Raw genomic sequence first — 21,736 nt, forward strand, 5'->3', positions numbered from 1 at the left:
CCGGAGCACGACATCATGGAACGCGATCAAGCCAGCCAGTTCATCAACGACCTGCTCAAGCTCATGGTGAGCCGCAACGGCAGTGACCTGTTCATCACCGCCGACTTTCCGCCGGCCATCAAGGTCGACGGCAAGGTCACCAAGGTGTCGCAGCAGGCGCTGGGCTCGCAGCACACGCTGGCGCTGACGCGCTCGGTCATGAACGATCGCCAGACGGCCGAGTTCGAGCGCACCAAGGAGTGCAACTTCGCAATCTCGCCGACCGGCATCGGCCGTTTCCGCGTGAACGCGTTCGTGCAGCAGGGCAAGGTCGGCATGGTGCTGCGGACCATTCCCGCGAAGCTGCCGACCATCGACGGCCTGGGCATGCCGCAGGTGCTGAAGGACGTGGCAATGACCAAGCGCGGCCTGTGCATCCTGGTGGGCGCCACGGGCTCGGGCAAGTCGACCACGCTGGCGGCCATGGTCGACTGGCGCAACGAGAACTCCTTCGGCCACATCGTGACGGTGGAAGACCCGGTCGAGTTCGTGCACCCGCACAAGAACTGCGTGGTGACGCAGCGCGAAGTGGGCATCGACACCGACAGCTGGGAAGCCGCGCTGAAGAACACGCTGCGCCAGGCACCCGACGTGATTTTGATGGGCGAAATCCGCGACCGCGAAACCATGGAGCACGCGGTGGCCTTCGCTGAAACCGGCCACCTGTGCATGGCCACGCTGCACGCCAACAGCGCCAACCAGGCGCTGGACCGCATCATCAACTTCTTCCCCGAAGAGCGCCGCGCGCAACTGCTGATGGACCTGTCGCTGAACCTGCGCTCGCTGGTCTCGCAGCGGCTGGTGCCCACGGAAGACGGCCAGGGCCGCGTGGCCGCGGTCGAAGTGCTGCTGAACACGCCGCTGATTGCCGACCTGATCTTCAAGGGCGAAGTGGGCGAGATCAAGGAGATCATGAAGAAGAGCCGCAACCTGGGCATGCAGACCTTCGACCAGGCGCTGTTCGACCTGTTCGAGAGCCACTCGATCACCTTCGACGACGCAATCCGCAACGCCGACTCGGCCAACGACCTGCGGCTGCAGATCAAGCTCAACAGCCAGCGCGCGCGAAGCACCGACCTGGCGGCGGGTACGGAGCACTTCGCGATCGTTTGAGCGGACCGGGCAGGCGCGGTTTACTGCACCGCGCTAGTCGATCTGCCGCTGCCACGCGGCGAAGACGCCGGCCACCAACGCAATCACCGCCATCGCGGTGAACCCGTCGAGCGAAGCCATGAAGGTGGCCTGCTGTTCGAGCGTGCGCCACAGCGTGCCCAGCGCCATCGCATGCGCCTCAGCCGCCGAATGCCCCGCTGCCGCAAAGCCATGGGTGAGCGACTCCAGCGCCTGCATGAAGCTGGCATTCGCGGGATTCGCCGACTCGCTCAGCCGCACTTCATGCAGCGCCAGCCGGTGCTGCTGCAATGCGATCACGCTCGATGTCGCGAATGAAATCGCGAGCTGCCGCACCAGGTTCTTGAGCCGGTAGCCGTGCGCGAATTCCTCGGCCGCGAAGGGGCGAAAGGTGAGGTTGGCCACCGGCAGCACGACGAACAGCATCAGCAGCCCACGCAGCAGCAGCGGCCCCAGCAAGGCTTCGCGCCCCACCTGCGGCGTGACCCGCGACAGCCACCATGCCGCCAACGCCGCAATGCCGAAGCCCATGACGATGAGCCACTTCTTGCGCGTGAGCAGCGCCGAATAGCGCAGGTAGACGAACACCAGCAGCCCGGTCGCCAGCGATGCCGCGCCCGTGAAGTAGCCGGTGTTGCCCACGGTGAAACCCAGGCCGCCTTCCATCAACCGGGGCAGCAGGTAGCTGAAGCCCGTCGACAGGTAGTAGTAGACGACGTACAGCGCCAGCCCGACCCGGAAGGACGCATTGCGCAACGCATGCAGCCGCACCAGCGGCGCCGGGTGCTGCCATTGCTGCCAGCCGAACCATGCGAGCCCCGCCACGCCAGCGAGCGTCAGGCCGATCAGTGCGGGCGAGCCGGTGAACAGCTCGAAGTGCGAGCGCGTCAGCACCACCTGCAGCGCCGCCTGCGCGAGCGCGAACACGAGGTAGGCGACGTAGTGCGGCTCGGTGCGCTCGTGCGGCTCGACGTCGCCGATGTCGGGCAGCGTCCACAGCACCAGCAGGCCGATCAGCGCCGCGGCCGGCGCGGTGCTCGCGAAGAGCCAGCGCCAGTCGAAGTTGGTGACGAGAAAGGCGCCCACGATCGGCGCCAGCGCGCCACCGAAGACGATCAGCACCATGAAGGCCTTCAGCGCCTTGGCACGGCGTGCCGGCGGAATGCCGATCTGGATCAGGATACGGCAGGCACCCAGCATCGGCCCGACGAAGTAGCCTTGCACCGCCCGCGCCAGCGTCAGTTGCGTGGAGCTGTCGCACAGCGCCGCGCCGACACCGCCGGCCGCGAAGGCGAACATGCAGATCGCCAGGTAGCGCCGGTAGCCCAATCGCTCGACCCACGCATGCTGTTGCAGGATGCCGAGCACGGCGCCCAGCGCGTACGCGCTCGAAGCCCACACCAGTTCGTCGGGCGAGGCGTTGACGCCGCCGGCGATGTAGCTCGCGAAGAAGGCGAACAGCGCGTTGTCGAAATAGTCGATGGCCGTGACGAGGCCGATGGCCCAGGGCAGCAGCGCGACCGCGACGCTGCTGCCGCGCGAAGGCCATGCCAGGGCCGGGGAGGTCATTTGCAAGCCTCCGTGCCGTGCACGGCAGCACGAGCGTTTTCGGGCGGCCTTGCGGTGCTCATGACGCCGGCCGCTCCTTGCGTCGGCTTTCGAGCGCCTCTTCCACCGGCTCGCCGGCCAAGCGGCGCTCGACATAGTCCAGGTCGCGCCGCAATTGCGCCTGCAATGCGGCGGCTTCCTTCAGCTCGCGGCGGACCTGCGCCACGCGCGCATCGAGCGTGCCCAGTTGCCCGGTCAGCGTTTCGCGCAGCGTCTTGAGCGAGGCATTGGACAGCCGGGGCCGCCCGCCTTCGGCCGGTGCTTCCATCGGCTGCTGCAGCATCGTGGTGATGGCCGTGAGCGAGAAACCCAGCGAGCGCATGCGCAGCACGCGCGCCAGCTTGTCGAGGTCGGCCTGCTCGTACAGGCGGTAGCCGCCCTCGCTGCGCACCGGCACCACGATGCCCAGTTCTTCGTAGTACTTGAGCGTGCGCGGCGTGACGTCGAGCCGCGCGGCGGCGTCGCGCACGGTGATGGTCTTGGCGGGGTTCGGCTCGGTCATGACAGGGGCATTGTAGCCAAACCTGTACGTTCACGTACAGGTTGAAGCCATCCCATCGCTCACGGAATGGCTTTAAGCTCCTGCCCCATGAGCAGCATCAACACCCGAACCTACGAATCCATCCCCGCACAGACGGTGGCCTTTCTCGGCCTCGGCGTCATGGGCGGGCCCATGGCCGGCCATCTGGCCAAGGCCGGCCACAGCGTGACGGTCTACAACCGCACGCCCGCCAAGGCGCAGGCCTGGGCCGCCGAATTCGGCGCGCCCGGCCGCCATGCCCCGACGCCGCGCGAAGCGGTGGCCGGCGCCAGCATCGTGTTCTGCTGCGTCGGCAACGACGACGACCTGCGCTCGGTGGTGCTGGGCGACGACGGCGCCTTCGCCGGCATGGCGAAGGGCGCGGTGTTCGTCGACCACACGACGGCATCGGCCGACGTGGCGCGCGAACTGTCGAAGGCGGCGCAGGCGCTGGGCCTGCACTTCATCGATGCGCCCGTCTCGGGCGGACAGGCGGGTGCGCAGAACGGCGCGCTGACCGTGATGTGCGGCGGTGAAGCCGCCGTGTTCGAGCGCATCAAGCCGGTGGCCATGGCGTTCTCGCGCGCAGTCACGCTGCTGGGCGAGAGCGGCGCCGGCCAGCTCGCGAAGATGGTGAACCAGATCGCCATCGCGGGCCTGGTGCAGGGCCTGTCGGAAGCCATTGCCTTCGGCCAGCGCGCCGGGCTCGACATGGAGGCGGTGCTGGGCGTCATCAGCAAGGGCGCCGCACAGAGCTGGCAGATGGAAAACCGCGGCAAGACGATGATCGAAGGCAAGTTCGACTACGGCTTCGCGGTCGACTGGATGCGCAAGGACCTGGGCCTGGTGCTGGACGAAGCCAAGCGCAATGGTGCGCGCGTGCCGGTGACGGCGCTGGTCGATCAGTTCTATGCCGACGTGCAGCAGGCCGGCGGCCAGCGCTGGGACACGTCCAGCCTCATCACTCGACTGAAATAGGCTCGCCGGAAGCGGCCGGGCTGCGCCGGCCGCTACTTCATTGCTGGATCAGCGGACGGGAGTTGTAGTCGCGCTGCCGGCGGGCTGCGTCGAAGTTCCGCCCGACGGCAGAGGCGCCATCGGCGGAAGCGGAACGCGCGACGATGACGACGAGGCCGGAATGGTCTGCGGCGGCGCGGGCGTGGCCGGAACCGACGAAGTCACCGGTGCGCCGGTGCCACCCGTTTGCGACTGGTTGGCAAGGTCGGCTTCGCTGACGATTTCGACCACGCGTACCACCTTCACGACACCGCCCACGCCGCGCGTGATCTCGGTGGCGCGATCGGTCTCGCGGCGGGTGGCGATGCCCATCAGGTAGACCACGCCGCGTTCGGTCACGACCTTGAACGAGTTGGCGAAGATGTCCTTGGCATCGAGCAGCGAGGCCTTGACCTTGCCAGTGATGTAGAGGTCGTTCGAGCGGTCCTGGAAGGTGCTCGGGGTGCCGATGGTGAGTTCGTTGACCACCGAGCGCACGTTGTCCACGCGCAGCACGGTTTCTTCGACCTTGCGGCGGTCGGCGTCGTTGCCCACCGCGCCGGTCAGCAGCACCTGGCGGTTGAAGCTGGTGACGCTCACATACATCTGGTCGTTGGCCATGTCGCGCACGCGGGCGGCGGCGCGCAGCTCGATGCCCTGATCGTCGAGCTGGGCACCCGAGCTGCGGCGATCGGTCGCCAGCAGGCCCACGCCCACCGCGGCACCGCCCACCACGAGCGGAACGCAGGCGGAAAGACCGGCGACCAGTGCGGCACCCATGGTGAGTGCAATGGCGAAACGCTGGATCGGTGTCGTCGTCATGGTCATGAGGAAATTTCCTGTTCTCCGAGTAACTGGGCATCCACACCGTCGCACAGGCAATGCAGCGCGAGCAGGTGGACTTCGTGGATGCGCGCCGCACGCTCGTGCGGGACGCTGATCTGGACATCGGTTTCGCGCAGCGCGCGGCCGATGACGCCGCCGGTGCCGCTGCTGCCCGCGCCCGGTGCCGAAGGCGGGCCCGAGACCGCGTTGCCCAGCAGGGCGACCACGGTCATGTCGCGCTCATGCGCGGCCATCACGGCAGCGAGCACTGCTGCGGACTGGCCGCTGGCGCTCAGTGCCAACAGCACGTCGCCGGCCTGGCCCAGCGCGCGCACCTGGCGGGCGAAGCGGTCGGCGTCCATGGCATTGGCGCTGTCGGCATTGGGGTCGGTGGTGTCGCCCGGCAGCGCGATGGCGCCCAGCTCGGGGCGCTCGCGCTCGAAGCGGCCGACGAACTGCGCGGCGAACTGCGCCGCCAGCAGACCCGACACGCCAGCACCGCAGGCCAGCACCTTGCCGCCGCTGGTCACGCAGGCCAGGATGGCCTGCATCGCTTGAGAGATGGGTTTGCTGAGGACCGGTCCGGTCTGGTATTTGAGGTCGGCACTGTCAATGAAGTGCTGCTGAATACGTTGCTCGAGCATGTGGCGGGATGATAACTGGGGGTTGTGAAACAAGACGTGTGAGTTGTGGAGCCTTCAGCAAGGCTTCAGTTCCCGCGCGATGCGGGTCAGCCGGCGTCGAACGCGGCTTGCAGCCAGGTGATTTTCTCCTCGACCAGCACCACGTCGAAACGGCAGGGTGGCACCGTGCGCAACTGGTTCAGGTAGTGCCGCGCGGCGAACACGATGCGCCGCTGCTTCAGCCCTGTGATGCTGCCGCCCGCGCCGCCGTGCGCGCCCGTGCTGCGCTGGCGGACCTCGACGAACACCAGCGTGCCACCGCCAGGGCCACGCGGATCGCGCATGATCAGGTCGATCTCGCCGCCGCCTCGGCCCGGCGTTCGATAATTGCGCGCGACCAGCAGCAGGCCGGCGTTGTTCAGATGGTCGAGCGCGGCGTCTTCCGCCGCATCGCCACGATGCTTCGTTGTGGTGGTCTTCATGCTCCCTGCCGTCTTCTTGTTTGTTTTTCCGGAGAAACCCATTGGCTTCACTCGCACCCGCTTCCTTCGGCGCCGCCCTCGCGGCCGCGCATGACGCCGCGGGTGCGCAGCATTATCCGCAGGCCACGCTGTACGTGGTCGCCACGCCCATCGGCAACCTGGCCGACATCACGCTGCGCGCGCTGCATGTGCTGCAACTGGTGGACGTGATCGCCTGCGAGGACACGCGCCACACGCAGAGCCTGCTGCGCGCCTACGGCATCGACCGGCCGGGCGCCCGGCTGCTGGCGGTGCACCAGCACAACGAGGCCGAGGCGGCGCAGACGGTGGTTGCGCGGCTCGCGCAGGGCGAGCGCATCGCTTATGTCAGCGATGCCGGCACGCCCGGCGTGAGCGATCCTGGCGCGCGGCTGGCCGCCGCCGTTCGTGCGGCGGGGCAGCGCGTGCTGCCACTGCCGGGCGCGAGCAGCGTCACCACGCTGATCGGCGCTGCCGGGCTCGTGGCCGACGGCGGCGACGGCAATGCCAGCAGCGCCTTCGTCTTTGCGGGCTTTTTGCCGAGCAAGGCCGGCGAGCGCGATACGGCCGTGCAGGCGCTGTCGCAGGAACCACGCGCCGTCGTGTTGCTGGAGGCGCCGCACCGCATCGAAAGCCTGGCGCGCGCGCTAGCCACGCTGGGCGAACGCCGCATCACGGTGGGCCGAGAACTCACCAAGCAGTTCGAGGAAATCGCAACCGTGGCCGCCAGTGCCCTGCCCGATTGGTTCACGGCCGACCGCGACCGCACGCGCGGCGAATTCGCGCTGGTGCTGCATCCGGTGGCGGTGGCGGGTGACGGCGGCGCAGAGGGCGAACGCGTGCTGCGCCTGCTGCTGGCCGAGTTGCCCGTGAAAACTGCGGTGCGGCTTGCCGCGGAAATCAGCGGCTCGCCCCGCAACGCGCTCTACGAAACGGCATTGCGCATTCGCAACGACGCGCAGGACGTGGACGGCGAATAGCCTGTCACTGCGCCGTGTCGCTGAACTAGCGAGTGGTGATGAACAAGCGCTTCACCCGTCCAGCTCCGCATAGCGCCTGAAGATCCCGTCTTCATTGAACGCGATGCGGCGCGGGCTTTGCAGGTAGTCGTGCACACGCTGGCGGCGCTTGATGTTGGCGTGCAATTTTTCGACCGTCGGCGTCGCGGCCAGCGCCCTCGCTGTGGCCTTGGGAAACGCGTAGTGCAGGCCATCCACCAACTGGAACAGCGAGAGATCGGCATAGGTCAGCATGTCGCCGACCAGGTGCAGATCGCCTGCGGGGTTGCGCTGCAGCACCTGCTCGAACCAGTTCAGAAACTTTGGAATGCGCTCGTCGCGAAAGGCCCGAGCACGCTGCACGGCGGCGTCGCGCTGGTCTTCGTAATAGGCGCCGGTCGAGATCGGGTGGTGCGTGTCGTGCGCCTCGGCCACCGCGTCGGCGATGGTGAGCTGCAACTGGTGGGTCCACAGCCCGTCGGACTCGCCGACGCCCGACAGGCCCAGCCGTGGCCCGAGGTACAGCAGGATCGCGGCAGTCTGCCCCACCACGATGTCGCCGTCGACAAGGAAGGGCGGCGCGAAGGCGGGACGCGCGTTGTTGGGATCGTCGAGGCGACGGCCCAATGCCGATTCGCCGCCGCCGCTGGACGCGGGCAAGCGCGCGACATCGACATAGTCGGCGCCGGCGGCCTCGAGCGCGAGCCGCACGAATTCACCGCGGCCCTGGATGCTGGGCCAGTAATGGAGTTGGTAAGGCATGCGGCCATGGTGTCAGGGACAGCAGGCCCCTGCAACCAATCCGGCCGAAGCAGCGACTTTCGACTACGCGGCGAGATCAGCGGGCGTCTTGCCGCTTTCGAGCGCCGCCTTGAACCACGCGGGGCGCGGACCGCGGCCACCCCAGACATTGCCCTGGTCGTCCTTGAAGCGAGGCGCCGAGGCCGATTTCGCGGACTTCACAGCACCCTTCTTCGCACCCTTGCGCTTGGCGACGGGCGCGGCCGCCGCCTTGGTCTTGCGCGTACCCACGCCCAACTCTTCGGCCGTGAAGCCATAGACCGAGATCGCTTCCTTGATACGGGCCAGCACGCCAGCCGCTTCCTTCTTTCTCAGTGTGTCGGCTTCCTTCTGGAGTTGCGCGATCTGCTTTTGCACCTGGAGGTAGGTCTTGGTCATTGCTTAAGTCGTTGTTGTGAGAGTCAAGCGGTGCTTATACACAGGTCGAGCTGACCACCCAGCGACATTAACGATTGTGTGCACATTGTTACCAACCTGACATCCACGGCCCGAGCGACCGCGCGCGGCGAGGAATGCGGAAGGCGTTGACGCCTTCCTGCCAATCGATCAATCAGCGCAGCGCCATGCCGGCCAGCACGGCGAGCAGCAACGCCAGATAGACCCATGTGTGCACACGGTCCGGAATGCGGCCGATCAATGGCGCGGCGGCGCGAATCCCCACCAGCGAACCGACGACCAGCGCGCCGAACGCGGGCACATCCACATAGCCGACGTGCCACCCTTCCAGCGACGAGGTCGAACGCCACGCCAGCGCCATGTAGGTCGCGGTGCCGGCCAGCGCGATGGGCAGCGACAGCGGGTTGGCCATGGCCGTCGCACGCGTCATGTCGATGCCCCGGCGGCGCATCAGCGGCACGGTCATGACGCTGCCGCCCACGCCAAGGAACGCGGCGATCAGGCCGATGACAACGCTGCCGAGCGCGGCGATGCCGCGCGACGGCGGGCGCACCGTGGAGGGCGCGGCGTGCGTCAGGAAGCCGGGGCGGATCAGGCAATCGAGGATCGTCGCGGCAAGGTAGGCAACGAAGGCCCATCGCACGAACTCGCCATCGGCGAAGACGGCGGCCGCGGCTCCCACGACGGCGCCGATGCCGATGAACCCGAGCAACGGGCGAACCTGCGTCCAGTCCAGCGTGCCCGCACGCTGGTGTCGCCGCGTGGCGAGCAATGCGCCGACGATCATCACGCAGGTCGACGTGGCAACGGCGATGTGCATGGCGGATTGGCCCACGGCGCTGTCGGCGCCATGGGCCGCAATCAAGGCCCGATAGAGCAGTGGCACCACCACGAATCCGCCGCCAAAGCCGAACAGCACGGTGGTGACGCCCGCCAGGCAACCGAAGCCGGCGAGCACGAAATAGAGCGACACGAAGCGCCTCCTGAAGGCATTGAAGAATGCTGCAACGATAGATTCGCCTCGCCTGGCTCGCTTGCGCATGCAGGCCAATAATGTTTTCATTCCGGCCAATCCGAGATCAGCCCGCCATGCGCAACATTTCGCTCGATTCCGTGGACGCCATCGACCGTCCGGTGCTGGCCATCGGTACCGATTACCCGCCCGGCACGCTGCTCCACACGCACAGCCACCGGCGCGCGCAGTTCCTCTACGGCGCAACGGGCGTGATGGAAGTGGGCACCGACGACGGCGCTTGGGTGGTGCCGCCACAGCGGGGCGTCTGGATTCCAGCCGGCAAGCCGCATCGGGTGCGCATGCTGGGCGTGAGCACGCGCAGCCTCTACATCGAACCGCGCGCCGTGCCGCGCAAGGGCAATCAATGCGAGGTGCTGAACGTGTCGCCCCTGCTGCGCCAGTTGCTGATGGAGGCGATCGAACTGCCGGCCGCCTACGAGCGGCAGGGCCGCGATGGCGCCTTGATGCGGCTCGCGCTGCACGAGTTGACGCGTGCGCAGGCCTTGCCGCTGCATGTGCCCCTGCCCCGCGACGCGGCACTGGCCGGTCTTTGCGTGGAATTTCTTCGCCAGCCCGACATCCACGTGACGCCCGCGATGTGGGCCGCGCAGTTGAATGTCAGCGAGCGCACTTTCAGCCGCCGCTTCAGTCTTGAAACGGGCATGGCTTTCGGCAAGTGGCGCCAGCGCGCCTGCGTGCTGGTCGCCCTGTCGCGCCTCGCGGAGGGACAGGCCGTGACCGTGGTGGCGCTGGACCTGGGCTACGACAGCCCGGGCGCGTTCTCTACGATGTTTCGCAAGACGCTCGGGCGCTCACCCTCGCATTTCGTGATGTCGTGATGTCGTGAAAGCAGACGCGGCAGCCCGGCTGGGCTCGCTCACCAGAACTTCCACCAGGGACGCGTCACCTCGCGCAACGCCAGGGGGCGGGTGTCCAGGTCGGCGCCCTGGGTGGGGACGATCGAGTCCCCGGTGCGCCGCCGCAATTCAGCTTCAAGGGCATGCGCAATGCCGCGCGCCTGCTTCTCGCCGCGCAAGGCACGACGACGCCATTCGGCGGCATGCGCTGCGAGGCTGGCCTCGTCCAGATCAGTCAACTCCGTCATGGGTGGGGAAAGAAAAAAACCGGAAGCCTTTGAGTGCTTCCGGTTTGGAATGTGGTCCCGCCGCCAGGAATCGAACCTGGATCTCAGCCTTCGGAGGGCCGAATTCTATCCGTTGAAATACAGCGAGAGAGGGGGTCCGGCAAGCACCGGAGCCACGCATTATCGCCTATCAGGCGACCTCGGTTTCCGCATCGTCCGCAACCGTGATGTCGAGCCGCGTCCGAACGAAGCCCAACCCCGCCAGATAGACGCGAAGCGTGTGTTTTCCCATCGGCACGAGGTCGAAGGCCTCGGGGTCGAGCAGCCAGTTCTGGATGAGTCCACTGATGAGCGCATGCAGGCCCTGCGCCGCCGCATAGCCGGGCACGGGCAGCCGGATGTGGTTGCGGCGCGCGGCCAGCCGCAGGGCTTTTTCGAAGTCGACCACGCAGGCATTGCGCGCATCGAGGTGGCGCTGCTGCACCGAGGCCATGTCGTGCGTGTACTCGACCTTGTGGGTCGCCACGTCGAACACGCGGCGCACCTGCGGGTCGGTGGTCATGAGTGTCAGCGCGTGGATCATGCCCTCCTCGATTTCCGCCAGCGGGTCGTCGGCGTCGGCGGCCGCGGCGGACGAGCACACGGCCTTCGGCCCGGCTTCGAGCGGCAGGATGACGCGTTCCATCATCGCGTTGAACAGGTCGGCCTTGTCCTTGAAGTGCCAATAGATGGCACCGCGCGTTGCGCCCGCCTGTTGCGCAATCTGTTGCAACGAGGTCTGCGAAACGCCTTGTGCCTGAAACAACAACTCCGCAGCATCGAGCAATCGATGCCGCGTAGCCAATGCTTCTTCCTTCGTACGACGTGCCACCAAGTCTCCAGTTTTGTAAAGGCAACGCCCCTTCCACATCGTGGGGCCATTGATCGCAGTCACTATACATCCATGAATGTATGTAGACTACCGGGCTTCCCCGATGGCCCGGCTGTTTATGCTGGCTTCCCGTTCGCACCGCGAACGCGCCATCTCCCGTCTTCGCTTCAAAGGAATCGCATGCCTCTCCTGCATGTTTCGCGTCAATCGTCCTTTTCGCCGCGTCTCGCGACCGTGGCTGCCGTCGTTCTGCTGGTCCTTGCGGGCTGCGGCAAGAGCGACGCGCCAGCCGGCCCCGGCGGTGGTGGCGGTGGCGCTCATCCGGCGCCCGAGGTGGGCGTGGTGGTGGCCGCGCCAACCGACGTGGGCCTCGTGACCGAGCTTCCTGGCCGTCTCGAAGCCTCGCGTATCGCCCAGGTTCGCGCCCGTGCCTCGGGCATCCTGCTCAAGCGTGAGTTCCGCGAAGGCAGCGATGTGAAGGCCGGCCAGTTGCTGTTCCGCATCGACCCGGCACCGCTGGTGGCCGCTTCGCAGAACGCACAAGCCACGCTGGCACGCGCCGAAGCCAACGCCGTGCAGGCCAAGGCCCTGGCCGACCGCTACAAGCCCCTGGTTGAAGCCAATGCGGTGAGCAAGCAGGAATACGCCACCGCCGTGGCCTCGTACAAGACGGCCGAAGCCGACGTGGCCGCCGGCCGCGCCGCCGTGCAGACCGCCAAGATCAACCTCGGCTACGCCGACGTGACCTCGCCCATCGCGGGCCGCATCGGCCGCGCCCTCGTGACCGAAGGCGCGCTGGTGGGCCAGGGCGATGCCACCGAGCTCGCCGTGGTGCAGCAGATCAACCCGCTGTACGTGAACTTCACGCAGTCGGCCTCCGACGCGATGAAGCTGCGCCGCGCAGTGGCCGCCGGCCAGTACAAGCGCGCAAGCGGCGAAGAAGCTGCAACCATCCGCGTGGTGCTGGAAGACGGCACCGACTACCCGCTCGAAGGCAAGCTGCTGTTCTCCGACCTCACGGTCGACTCCACCACCGGCCAGGTCACGCTGCGCGCCGAAGTTCCCAACCCCAAGGGCGAGCTGCTGCCGGGCCTGTACGTTCGCGTGAAGCTCGAACAGGCGCAGGCCACCAACGCGATCACGCTGCCGCAGCAGGCCGTCACGCGCACCCAGCAGGGTGACACCGTGTCGGTGGTCGACAAGGACGGCAAGATCAGCAAGCGCACCGTGAAGATCAGCGCCGCCAAAGACAACCAGTGGGTGGTGCTCGATGGCCTGAAGGCCGGCGAGCAGGTGATGGTCGACGGCTTCCAGAAGCTGCAGATGATGCCGCCCGGAACGCCCGTGAAGGCCGTGCCGTGGACCAAGCCGAACCCGGCTGCCGCGGCGGCCCAACCGGCTGCACCTGCAGCTCCGGCGGCTGCCGCCGCCACAAAGCCGGCTGCTGAGCCGGCACCGGCCACGGCCGAGAAGAAGTAATCAGGAGCGCGCCCGCATGGCCAAATTTTTTATCGACCGCCCGATCTTTGCGTGGGTGATCGCACTGTTCATCCTGGTGATGGGCGGTGTGGCAATCACCCAGCTGCCGATCTCGCAGTACCCGCCGGTGGCACCGCCCGCCATCGTCATCAACGTCGCCTACCCCGGCGCCTCGGCCCAGACGCTCGAGGACAGCGTGCTGTCCGTCATCGAACGTGAAATGAACGGCTCGCCAGGGCTGATCTATATGGAATCGGTGGCCCAGGCCGACGGCACCGGCACCATCACGATCAGCTTCGAAGCCGGCACCAACGACGACCTGGCACAGGTGGACGTGCAGAACCGGCTGTCGCGCGCGACGCCGCGCCTGCCGGCCGCCGTGACGCAGCAGGGTGTGCGCGTGGACAAGTCGCGCAACAACTTCCTGATGTTCGTCATGCTGTCGTCGGACGATCCGAACTTCGACCCGGTGGCACTCGGCGACTACGCTGCACGCAACGTCGTGCCCGAACTGCAGCGCGTGGTCGGCGTGGGCCAGGCCCAGTTGTTCGGCTCCGAAAACGCGATGCGCATCTGGATCGACCCGGCCAAGCTGCAGGGCTTCAACCTGTCGCCGACCGACGTCAACAACGCGATCCGCGCGCAGAACGCCCAGGTGTCCTCCGGCACCATCGGCGACCTGCCAAACATTCCCGGCCAGGCCATCGCGGCCACCGTGGTCGTGAACGGCCAGCTCGCCAACGTCGAGCAGTTCAAGAACATCGTGCTGCGCGCCAACACCGACGGCTCGACCGTGCGGCTGAAGGACGTGGCCCGCGTCGAACTCGGCGGCCAGTCGTACGCCACCTCGGCGCGCCTGAACGGCGTGCCGGCGGTCGGCGTCGGCGTCCAGCCCACGCCCAACGGCAACGCGCTGCAGTCGGCCAAGGCGATCCGCGCCAAGATGGCCGAGCTGGAACGCTTCTTCCCCGCGGGCGTGAAGTGGGCCATTCCGTACGACAGCTCGCGCTTCGTGCAGATCTCGATCACCGAAGTGGTCAAGACGCTGCTGGAAGCCGTGGCGCTGGTGTTCGTCGTGATGTTCCTGTTCCTGCAGAACTGGCGCTACACGATCATTCCAACGATCGTGGTGCCGATCGCGCTGCTGGGCACCTTTGCCACGCTGCTCGCGCTGGGCTTCTCGATCAACGTGCTGACCATGTTCGGCATGGTGCTGGTGATCGGTATCGTGGTGGACGATGCCATCGTGGTGGTCGAGAACGTCGAACGCATCATGAGCGAGGAGGGGCTGTCGCCGCTCGAAGCCACGCGCAAGGCCATGAAGCAGATCTCCGGCGCCATCATCGGCGTGACGGTGGTGCTGATCTCGGTGTTCGTGCCGCTCGCGTTCTTCGCGGGTTCGACCGGCAACATCTACCGCCAGTTCTCGGCGGTGATGGTGGCGTCGATCGCCTTCTCGGCCTTCATGGCGCTGTCGCTCACGCCTGCGCTGTGCGCCACGCTGCTCAAGCCCGTCGAAGCCGGCCACCACCACGAGAAGCGCGGCTTCTTCGGCTGGTTCAACCGCGGCTTCGCGCGCACGGCAAAGGGCTATGAAAGCGTCGTCGCGCGCATCCTGCGCCGCGCCGCGCGCTACCTGGTGATCTACGTTGCGATCGTCGGCGCGGTGGCGTTCACCTACTCGCGCCTGCCAAGCTCGTTCCTGCCGGAAGAAGACCAGGGCAACATCATCGTCAACGTGCAACTGCCGCCAGGTGCGACGCAAGAGCGTGCGCTGTCGGTCATGCAGCAGGTCGAAGGCTTCATCCTGAAGCAGCCCGAAGTGCAGAGCATGGTGGGTGTGATGGGCTTCAGCTTCTCGGGCCAGGGCCAGAACGCCGGCCTTGCCTTCGTGACGCTGAAGGACTGGTCGGAACGCAAGGACCCGGCTCACTCGGCCAGCGCGCTGGCCGGCCGTGCCTTCGGTGCGCTCTCGGGCATCCGCGACGCCTTCATCTACCCGCTGAGCCCGCCGCCCATTCCTGAACTGGGCAATGCCAGCGGCTTCAGCTTCCGCTTGCAGGATCGCGCCGGCTCGGGCCACGAGGCGCTGATCAACGCACGCAACCAGTTGCTGGGCATGGCTTCGCAGAGCAAGGTGCTCAAGCAGGTTCGCCCCGACGGCCTGGAAGACGCGCCGCAACTGCAGATCGACATCGACCGCGACAAGGCCAACGCCCTGGGCGTGAGCTTCGATTCGATCAATGCCACGCTGTCGACCGGCCTGGGTTCGAGCTACATCAACGACTTCCCGAACCGCGGCCGCCTGCAGCGCGTGGTCGTGCAGGCCGATGCACCGGCCCGCATGCAGCCCGACGACCTGCTCAGGCTGAACGCCAGCAACACGCAGGGCCAGCCGGTGCCGCTGTCGGCCTTCGCCACCACCAAGTGGGTGACGGGTGCCACGCAGACGGTGCGCTACAACGGCTATCCCGCCATCCGCATCAGCGGCGACGCAGCCCCGGGCTTCAGCACGGGTGCCGCGATGGCCGAGATGGAAAAGCTCGCCGCGCAGTTGCCACAAGGCTTCGGCTTCGAGTGGACCGGCCAGTCGCGTGAAGAAAAGCTCGCGGGTTCGCAGGCCATCATCCTGTACGGCTTCGCGATCCTGGCGGTGTTCCTCTGCCTGGCTGCGCTGTACGAGAGCTGGTCGATCCCGCTGTCGGTGATCCTGGTGGTGCCGCTCGGCGTGCTGGGCGTGCTGCTGGCGACGATGCTGCGGGCCTATTCGAACGACGTGTACTTCCAGGTGGGGCTGATCACCATCATCGGCCTCTCGGCGAAGAACGCGATTCTGATCATCGAGTTCGCCAAGGACCTGCAGGCGCAAGGCAAGGGCGTCATCGAATCGGCACTGGCCGCCGCCCACCTGCGGTTCCGCCCGATCATCATGACCTCGCTGGCCTTCGGCCTGGGCGTGGTGCCGCTGGTGATCGCCTCGGGTGCCGGTTCGGCCAGCCAGCGTGCTATCGGCACCGGCGTGCTGGGCGGCATGGTGACGGGCACGGCACTCGCGGTGATCTTTGTGCCGGTGTTCTTCGTGGTCGTGCGCACCCTGTTCAAGGGCAGCGCGCGCCAGCACGAAGCCGACAAGCGGCATGCGGAAGCCGCCGGCATCACGGAAGAGAAAGCACATGACTAAGAAACTGATTCCCACAGCCCTGGCCGCCGCGATGCTGCTGGCCGGCTGCTCGCTGATCCCGACCTACGAGCGCCCCGCCGCGCCGGTGCCGACCACCTACCCGGGTGACCCGGCGCAACCGGGCGGCCAGGCTTCGGCCGCGCTGCCCTGGCAGGACTTCTTCGCCGACCCGCGGCTGGCGGGCCTGATCCAGACCGCGCTGGCGAACAACCGCGACCTGCGTGTGTCGGTGCTCAACATCGAGCAGGCACGCGCGCAGTTCCAGATCGAGCGCTCCAACCTGTTCCCTGCGCTGGGCCTGACGGGCAACGGTTCGCGTTCGAGCCCCAACTCACTGCAGGCGGTCGACAGCGCTGCCGGCAGCGTGTCATCGCAATACAGCGTCAACTTCGGCTTCACGGCCTGGGAGCTGGACTTCTTCGGCCGCATCCGCGCGCTGAAGGACCAGGCGCTGTCGCAGTACCTCGCCACCGAAGAAACGCGCAAGGCCGTGCAGATCAGCCTGATCGCATCGGTCGCCAATGGCTGGCTCACGCTGCTGGCCGACGACGAGCTGCTCGAACTCACGCGCCAGACGATGGTCACGCGCGACGAGTCGGTGCGCCTGACCAAGATGCGCTTCGACAACGGTGTGTCGTCGGAACTGGACTTCCAGGCCGCGAACTCGCTCGCCGAAACCGCACGTGCCGCCTATGCGCAGCAACTGCGCGCCCGCATGCAGGACGAGAACGCACTGGCGCTGCTGCTGGGCGCGCCGGTGCCGGCCGAAGCCACGGCGGGCGGCGCCAAGGGCCTGGACGGCATCAAGCCCATGCCCGACGTACCGGCCGGCCTGCCTTCGGACCTGCTGGCCGAGCGGCCGGACATCCGCGCGGCCGAGCAGCAACTGATTGCGGCCAATGCCAACATCGGCGCGGCGCGCGCGAACTTCTTCCCGCGCGTGTCGCTGACGAGCGGCATCGGCACCGCCAGCACCGAGTTCTCGGGCCTGTTCGATCGCGGCTCCAAGGCCTGGTCTTTCGCGCCCACGGTCACGCTGCCGATCTTCGATGCGGGCCGCAACTTCGCGACGCTCAACTCGGCGAAGGCTGGACGCGAGATCGCCGTGGCGCAGTACGAAAAGTCGGTGCAAACGGCCTTCCGCGAGGTGGCGGATGCACTCGCTGGCCGTGCCACGCTGGGCGAAGAGGTGCGGGCGCAGCGCGCGCAGGCCACCGCGGAAGGTGTGCGCTTCAAGCTGTCCGACCTGCGCTATCGCAACGGCATCGCGAGCGCGCTCGACCTGCTCGATGCGCAGCGTTCGCTGTTCACGGCGCAGCAACTGGCGATCAATGCGCGGCTGCTGCAACTGCAGAACCAGGTCACGCTGTACAAGACCCTGGGTGGCGGCTGGGCCACACGCGACAAGGGCTAAGACGCTTCGGCGTCCGATATAGGGAAGCCGATTGCCCGTTAAGGCAAGGGGCCTCTCTATAATCGCCGGTTGGTTAGAAAAAGCCCCCCGACGAGCCCCCGATTTTGAGGACGCCATGAGCGCAGACCCGCATAACCAGGCCACAGAAGAAGCCCATACCGGGCCGATCAAGAACCCGAAGCAACTGCTGCTGGCGGTATTTTTCTCCTTCATTGCCCCGATCCTGATCATCGTGGGTCTTGTGGCCTACGTGGTCTCGGGCACCAAGCCCGCGGGCACCGCGGAGGGCGACAACATGGCGCTCTACGGGGTGACCAAGGAGGCACGCGACCGCGAAGTGGCCGACCGCCTCAAGAAGGTCGGCACCATCGAGATCCGCGACGCCAACCGTCCGCTTGCCGCCGGCGAGGCCGTCTTCAAGGCGCAGTGCATCGCCTGCCACGGCGCCCCCGGCATCCCCGGAGCGCCTCACCTGAACGACGCCGCGGCCTGGGGCCCTCGCATCGGCCAGGGCTACGCCACCCTCCTCGAACATGCCTTGAAGGGCAAGGGCGCCATGCCTGCCCAGGGCGGCGGCGACTTCGAAGACCTCGAAGTGGGCCGTGCCGTGGTCTACATGGCCAACGCCGGTGGCGCCAAGTTCCCGGTGCCTGATCGTCCGGCCACTGCGGCGCCCGCCGAAGGCGCTTCGGCCGCCGCTGCAGCACCTGCAGCCAGCGCACCCGCAGCCAACTGAGATACCTCGCCCCAACGACAAAGCCGGCCCAGCGCCGGCTTTTTTCATGGTCGATGCGTGCGCGAGGCTATTGTTTTGATAGCGACGGTGCAGCGGCGCCGGAATGATGTTCCGACGGACTCAGTACATGCCCAAAGCGGCCGGGCAGCTCGCTGGCTTGCACGACCTCGGGCGTCCAAAGCCCCCGCTCGATGGCCTCGGCCGCGATGCCCACGTCCTGCGTGTGAACCAGCCCGAGGCCGATCGGCGCGACCAGGTAAAGCCGGCCCTCTTCATCGAGCAGGCAGCCCGAGACCTGCACCACCTGGCCCGAATGGGCCGTGACCGTGAAGCCATCGCCCTCCTCGGCCACGCGCCACACCAGCGGCGCGGCCTCCAGCTCCACATAGACGCGCTGCGGCCCGTTCTGGAAGAACCACTGTCCTTCGTCGTCGTGCTCGTAGTTGCGGTGGATGAAGTCGATCAGCTTGTCGTGCCGCAGCATCGAGCCCTTGGCCACGCGGAACGGGCCCTGGGCCTGGGTGCGGTCGTCGCGCATGTACCAGTTGCCGCGCGCGTCGAGGCCGAGCCAGCCGTAGCAGTCGGGCACGTTGGGCCATTTGGCGAGCGCTTGTTTGACGATGTCATCCATAACGCGTCATTCTCGCGCCGGCTGCACGCCCGCGTCGTCAGCCGATGCGCCGCCGTGCACCTGCAGCCAGGCGCCGACCCGCTCCGGCATTCCCCGCACATGCCCCGGCGGCATCCCCATCGGAAAGCCCACATGGCCACCCTGCGCGGGCTGCCACAGCGTGACATGCGCACCAACCTCGCCGGGACGCGGCAGGCTGCTCGCGGGAATGAACGGGTCGTTGCGGGCATTCACCACCAGCGCGGGCACGCGGATGCGGTCCAGGTGGGGCTTGGCCGAGCCCCGGGCCCAGTAGTCTTCGGTGTCGCGAAAGCCGTGCAGCGGCGCGGTGAACACGTCGTCGAAGGTGTAGAGGTCGCGCGCGGCGAGCAGCCGGTCGCGGTCGAAAAGCCCCGGGAACTGCGCCAGCTTGGCCAGCGCCTTGGGCTTCATGGTCGCAAGGAACATGCGCGTGTAGACCAGCCGGTTGAAACCCCGGCCAATGGCGTCGCCGCCCGCCGCCAGGTCGAGCGGCGCGCACACCGAGGCCACCGCGCTCACCACGCGGGCCGCCGTGTCGCCGGCTTCGCTGGCCCAGCGCATCAGCGCATTGCCGCCGAGCGACACGCCCGCCGCCAGCACCGCCCCGCCACCGGCCAGCGCGTGCTGCTCGCGCATGCGCGCCAGGATCCAGCCGATTTCCTCGAAGTCACCCGAGTGGTAGGCGCGCGGCGCCAGGTTCATCTCGCCGCTGCAGCCGCGGAAATGCGGCACCGCGAACGCCATGCCGCGCGACGCCGCGAAGTCTGCGAAGGCTTCGGCGTAGTGGCTGCGCGAAGAGCCTTCGAGCCCGTGGAACAGCACCAGCAGCGGCGGCTTGGCCACCGAAGCGGGCGCGTCGACGAAATCAACATCGACGAAATCGCCATCGGGCGCGGTCCAGCGCTCGCGGCGGTAGACCGGCGCCAGCCCGTCGAAGCGCCGTGCATAGAGCGCAGCCCAGATCGTCTGCAGGTTGCCACCGGGCAGCCAGCGCGGCGCCGCGTAATCCATCGCCGACTGGAGCGAGGAGGATGAAGAGGAAGAAGGAGGGGGAGAAATAACGGCGGAGGACATCAATGCAGGGTCTGGGGCGGATCGTTCACGTCGTCGGGCTCGCGCGCGCTGCCGGGGCTTGCGTGGTGCGCCACCAGGCGCCAGCCTTGCGCGGTCTTGTGATAGACGTTGGTGGCCAGCACGAAGGCGTGGCGCGGGCCTTCAGCCGTGAGCACCTCGATGCGCTCCAGCACGTTATGCACCGCACTCGCGAGCGATTCGATCTTGCGCACCCGCGCCGGCTGAGCGTGGATTGCGCCGTTGCTGAACATCTGCTCGAAGGCCGTGCGAATCGCCACGGCACCCACAAGGCGCGGGCCGCCGGGGTGCACGCAGAACACCTCGTCCTCGTCGGCCCAGCAGGCCATCAATGCATCGATGTCGCCGCGTTGCAGCGCTTCGTAGAAGGCGGCTTCAATGTCATCGGCAGTGCCGCCGATGGCCGCGGCGGCGCGCAGGGGTGTCTTGGGCATGGCGTGATTCTGCCGCGCCGTTCGTGACGCCGGCACTGCACCGCTTTGGTCCCGCCTGCACCGTGCCGCCGCAATCCTTTCGATTCGCCTGCTCTGTTTTGGACCATTTGGTCAAAACAAAACAGAGAGATTGAGTTAACCCATTGATTTGAAATGACTTATTGAATTGGCATGGCGCATGCAAGGAGCTTTGAAACCCGCAACAGGAGCCCTTTCATGAACGTCGGCATCTTCATTCCCATCGGCAACAACGGCTGGCTGCTTTCCGAGAACGCACCGCAGTACAAGCCCAGTTTCGAACTCAACAAAGAGATCACGCTGAAGGCCGAGCGCTACGGCGTCGACTTCGCGCTGTCGATGATCAAGCTGCGCGGCTTCGGCGGCAAGACCGAGTTCTGGGACCACAACCTCGAGTCCTTCACGCTCATGGCCGGCCTTGCCGCCGTCACCAGCAAGATCAAGCTCTTCGCCACCGCCGCCTCGCTGGTGATGCCGCCGGCCATCGTCGCGCGCATGGGCTCGACCATCGACTCGATCTCCAACGGCCGCTTCGGCCTGAACCTCGTCACCGGCTGGCAGCGGCCCGAGTACTCGCAGATGGGCATGTGGCCCGGCGACCAGTTCTTCAGCACGCGCTACCAGTACCTGTCCGAATACATCCAGGTGCTGCGCGACCTCTGGGGCACCGGCCAGTCGGACTTCAAGGGCGAGCACTTCCAGATGGACGATTGCCGCCTGAGCCCGCAGCCGCAGGCCGACATGAAGGTGATCTGCGCCGGTCAGAGCGACGCGGGCATGGACTTTTCCGCGAAGTACGCCGACTACAACTTCTGCTTCGGCAAGGGTGTGAACACGCCCAAGGCCTTTGCGCCCGCCGCCGAAAAGCTCATCGAGGCCACGCGCAAGACCGGTCGCCACGTCACGACCTACGTGCTGATGATGGTGATCGCCGACGAAACCGACGAGGCCGCGCGCGCCAAGTGGGAGCACTACAAGGCCGGCGCCGACCACGAAGCCATCGCATGGCTGGGCCAGCAGGGCGCGGCCGACACCAAGTCGGGAGCGGACACCAACGTGCGCCAGATGGCCGACCCGACCTCGGCCGTGAACATCAACATGGGCACGCTCGTCGGCTCGTACGAAACCGTTGCGCGCCTGCTCGACGAAGTGGCCGAGGTGCCCGGCACCGAAGGCGTGCTGCTGACCTTCGACGACTTCGTGCAAGGCGTCGAAGCCTTCGGCGAACGCATCCAGCCGCTGATGAAGAGCCGTGCGCATGTGCAAAGCCCCGTGCCTTCGCAGGTCGAGCCTGAACGCCTTGCGGCCTGAAGAGGAGACGCG

The 21,736-nt window shown here is 67.1% G+C and carries 22 protein-coding genes and 1 tRNA gene; 9 read left to right on the plus strand and 14 right to left on the minus strand.

The features are described 5' to 3' along the window. The first annotated feature begins 15 nt into the window (after positions 1 to 15). Positions 16 to 1,152 (plus strand): PilT/PilU family type 4a pilus ATPase, encoded by a 1,137-nt coding sequence (locus ACSFB7_RS24555; protein WP_435474824.1) that lies wholly within the window; start codon positions 16 to 18, stop codon positions 1,150 to 1,152. A gap of 33 nt (positions 1,153 to 1,185) precedes the next feature. Here ACSFB7_RS24555 and ACSFB7_RS24560 read toward each other — a convergent pair whose 3' ends face one another. Together ACSFB7_RS24560 and ACSFB7_RS24565 are read right to left on the minus strand one after the other, a co-directional pair. Further along, the gene (locus ACSFB7_RS24560; protein WP_435474826.1) at positions 1,186 to 2,739 is read right to left on the minus strand and encodes an MFS transporter; all 1,554 of its coding nucleotides are present in this window, start codon (positions 2,737 to 2,739) and stop codon (positions 1,186 to 1,188) included. Positions 2,740 to 2,797: 58 nt separating this feature from the next. Beyond that, on the minus strand, positions 2,798 to 3,280 hold the full coding sequence (locus tag ACSFB7_RS24565; protein ID WP_435474828.1) for a MerR family transcriptional regulator: 483 nt from the start codon (positions 3,278 to 3,280) through the stop codon (positions 2,798 to 2,800). Between the two features lie 87 nt (positions 3,281 to 3,367). Here ACSFB7_RS24565 and ACSFB7_RS24570 point away from each other — a divergent pair, with 87 nt between their 5' ends. Continuing rightward, on the plus strand, positions 3,368 to 4,276 hold the full coding sequence (locus ACSFB7_RS24570) for an NAD(P)-dependent oxidoreductase (RefSeq protein WP_435474830.1): 909 nt from the start codon (positions 3,368 to 3,370) through the stop codon (positions 4,274 to 4,276). A gap of 48 nt (positions 4,277 to 4,324) precedes the next feature. On the opposite strand, the gene ACSFB7_RS24575 is transcribed toward ACSFB7_RS24570, so the two are convergent. From ACSFB7_RS24575 to ACSFB7_RS24585, 3 genes are all read right to left on the minus strand, one after another. Continuing rightward, positions 4,325 to 5,122, minus strand: coding sequence for a BON domain-containing protein (locus tag ACSFB7_RS24575; protein WP_435474832.1), 798 nt, complete (start codon positions 5,120 to 5,122; stop codon positions 4,325 to 4,327). Continuing rightward, complete coding sequence (locus ACSFB7_RS24580; RefSeq protein WP_435474834.1) at positions 5,119 to 5,763, minus strand: SIS domain-containing protein; 645 nt, start codon at positions 5,761 to 5,763, stop codon at positions 5,119 to 5,121. Before ACSFB7_RS24580 ends, ACSFB7_RS24575 begins: the two co-directional genes overlap by 4 nt. A gap of 86 nt (positions 5,764 to 5,849) precedes the next feature. Next, positions 5,850 to 6,266, minus strand: coding sequence for a YraN family protein (locus ACSFB7_RS24585; protein ID WP_435475204.1), 417 nt, complete (start codon positions 6,264 to 6,266; stop codon positions 5,850 to 5,852). Here ACSFB7_RS24585 and rsmI point away from each other — a divergent pair. Then, complete coding sequence (rsmI, locus tag ACSFB7_RS24590) at positions 6,266 to 7,222, plus strand: 16S rRNA (cytidine(1402)-2'-O)-methyltransferase (protein ID WP_435474835.1); 957 nt, start codon at positions 6,266 to 6,268, stop codon at positions 7,220 to 7,222. The genes ACSFB7_RS24585 and rsmI overlap by 1 nt on opposite strands. A 51-nt stretch (positions 7,223 to 7,273) precedes the next feature. On the opposite strand, the gene ACSFB7_RS24595 is transcribed toward rsmI, so the two are convergent. The 3 genes from ACSFB7_RS24595 to ACSFB7_RS24605 all read right to left on the minus strand — a co-directional run bounded on the left by ACSFB7_RS24595 (position 7,274) and on the right by ACSFB7_RS24605 (position 9,509). Then, positions 7,274 to 8,002: a glutathione S-transferase gene (locus ACSFB7_RS24595; protein ID WP_435474837.1), complete on the minus strand. Its 729-nt coding sequence runs from the start codon at positions 8,000 to 8,002 to the stop codon at positions 7,274 to 7,276. 63 nt (positions 8,003 to 8,065) lie between these two features. Next, on the minus strand, positions 8,066 to 8,419 hold the full coding sequence (locus ACSFB7_RS24600; protein ID WP_435474839.1) for an H-NS histone family protein: 354 nt from the start codon (positions 8,417 to 8,419) through the stop codon (positions 8,066 to 8,068). Positions 8,420 to 8,591: 172 nt separating this feature from the next. Beyond that, the gene (locus ACSFB7_RS24605; protein ID WP_435474841.1) at positions 8,592 to 9,509 is read right to left on the minus strand and encodes a sulfite exporter TauE/SafE family protein; all 918 of its coding nucleotides are present in this window, start codon (positions 9,507 to 9,509) and stop codon (positions 8,592 to 8,594) included. A gap of 17 nt (positions 9,510 to 9,526) precedes the next feature. Here ACSFB7_RS24605 and ACSFB7_RS24610 point away from each other — a divergent pair, with 17 nt between their 5' ends. Beyond that, positions 9,527 to 10,291, plus strand: a complete 765-nt coding sequence (locus ACSFB7_RS24610; RefSeq protein WP_435474843.1) for an AraC family transcriptional regulator — start codon at positions 9,527 to 9,529, stop codon at positions 10,289 to 10,291. Between the two features lie 38 nt (positions 10,292 to 10,329). Here the strand turns inward: ACSFB7_RS24610 and ACSFB7_RS24615 are convergent, their stop codons facing one another. The 3 genes from ACSFB7_RS24615 to ACSFB7_RS24625 form a co-directional block, all read right to left on the minus strand. After that, positions 10,330 to 10,557, minus strand: coding sequence for a hypothetical protein (locus ACSFB7_RS24615; protein WP_435474845.1), 228 nt, complete (start codon positions 10,555 to 10,557; stop codon positions 10,330 to 10,332). A 52-nt stretch (positions 10,558 to 10,609) separates the two neighbouring features. Continuing rightward, positions 10,610 to 10,684, minus strand: a tRNA-Arg gene (locus ACSFB7_RS24620). A 42-nt stretch (positions 10,685 to 10,726) separates the two neighbouring features. After that, positions 10,727 to 11,410 carry a TetR family transcriptional regulator gene (locus ACSFB7_RS24625; RefSeq protein ID WP_435474846.1) on the minus strand — a complete coding sequence of 228 codons (684 nt, stop codon included), beginning with the start codon at positions 11,408 to 11,410 and terminating at the stop codon, positions 10,727 to 10,729. 177 nt (positions 11,411 to 11,587) lie between these two features. Here ACSFB7_RS24625 and ACSFB7_RS24630 point away from each other — a divergent pair, with 177 nt between their 5' ends. The 4 genes from ACSFB7_RS24630 (at position 11,588) to ACSFB7_RS24645 (ending at position 18,217) form a co-directional block, all read left to right on the plus strand. Further along, entirely contained in the window at positions 11,588 to 12,886 is a 1,299-nt protein-coding gene (locus ACSFB7_RS24630) for an efflux RND transporter periplasmic adaptor subunit (protein WP_435474848.1), read from the plus strand. A gap of 16 nt (positions 12,887 to 12,902) precedes the next feature. Further along, positions 12,903 to 16,067, plus strand: a complete 3,165-nt coding sequence (locus ACSFB7_RS24635; protein WP_435474850.1) for an efflux RND transporter permease subunit — start codon at positions 12,903 to 12,905, stop codon at positions 16,065 to 16,067. Continuing rightward, complete coding sequence (locus tag ACSFB7_RS24640; protein ID WP_435474852.1) at positions 16,060 to 17,481, plus strand: efflux transporter outer membrane subunit; 1,422 nt, start codon at positions 16,060 to 16,062, stop codon at positions 17,479 to 17,481. Before ACSFB7_RS24635 ends, ACSFB7_RS24640 begins: the two co-directional genes overlap by 8 nt. 115 nt (positions 17,482 to 17,596) lie before the next feature. Continuing rightward, positions 17,597 to 18,217, plus strand: coding sequence for a c-type cytochrome (locus ACSFB7_RS24645; RefSeq protein ID WP_435474853.1), 621 nt, complete (start codon positions 17,597 to 17,599; stop codon positions 18,215 to 18,217). A gap of 67 nt (positions 18,218 to 18,284) precedes the next feature. On the opposite strand, the gene ACSFB7_RS24650 is transcribed toward ACSFB7_RS24645, so the two are convergent. The 3 genes from ACSFB7_RS24650 to ACSFB7_RS24660 form a co-directional block, all read right to left on the minus strand. Beyond that, positions 18,285 to 18,848 carry a DUF2946 family protein gene (locus ACSFB7_RS24650; protein WP_435474855.1) on the minus strand — a complete coding sequence of 188 codons (564 nt, stop codon included), beginning with the start codon at positions 18,846 to 18,848 and terminating at the stop codon, positions 18,285 to 18,287. A gap of 6 nt (positions 18,849 to 18,854) precedes the next feature. After that, the gene (locus tag ACSFB7_RS24655; protein WP_435475205.1) at positions 18,855 to 19,880 is read right to left on the minus strand and encodes a YheT family hydrolase; all 1,026 of its coding nucleotides are present in this window, start codon (positions 19,878 to 19,880) and stop codon (positions 18,855 to 18,857) included. Between the two features lie 62 nt (positions 19,881 to 19,942). Beyond that, positions 19,943 to 20,395, minus strand: a complete 453-nt coding sequence (locus tag ACSFB7_RS24660) for a YybH family protein (protein WP_435474857.1) — start codon at positions 20,393 to 20,395, stop codon at positions 19,943 to 19,945. A 216-nt stretch (positions 20,396 to 20,611) separates the two neighbouring features. On the opposite strand from ACSFB7_RS24660, the gene rutA reads away from it, so the two are divergent. Beyond that, entirely contained in the window at positions 20,612 to 21,724 is a 1,113-nt protein-coding gene (gene rutA, locus ACSFB7_RS24665; protein WP_435474859.1) for a pyrimidine utilization protein A, read from the plus strand. Positions 21,725 to 21,736: the final 12 nt, after the last annotated feature.

Source organism: Variovorax raffinosi, assembly GCF_051216615.1.
Lineage (GTDB): Bacteria > Pseudomonadota > Gammaproteobacteria > Burkholderiales > Burkholderiaceae_C > Variovorax.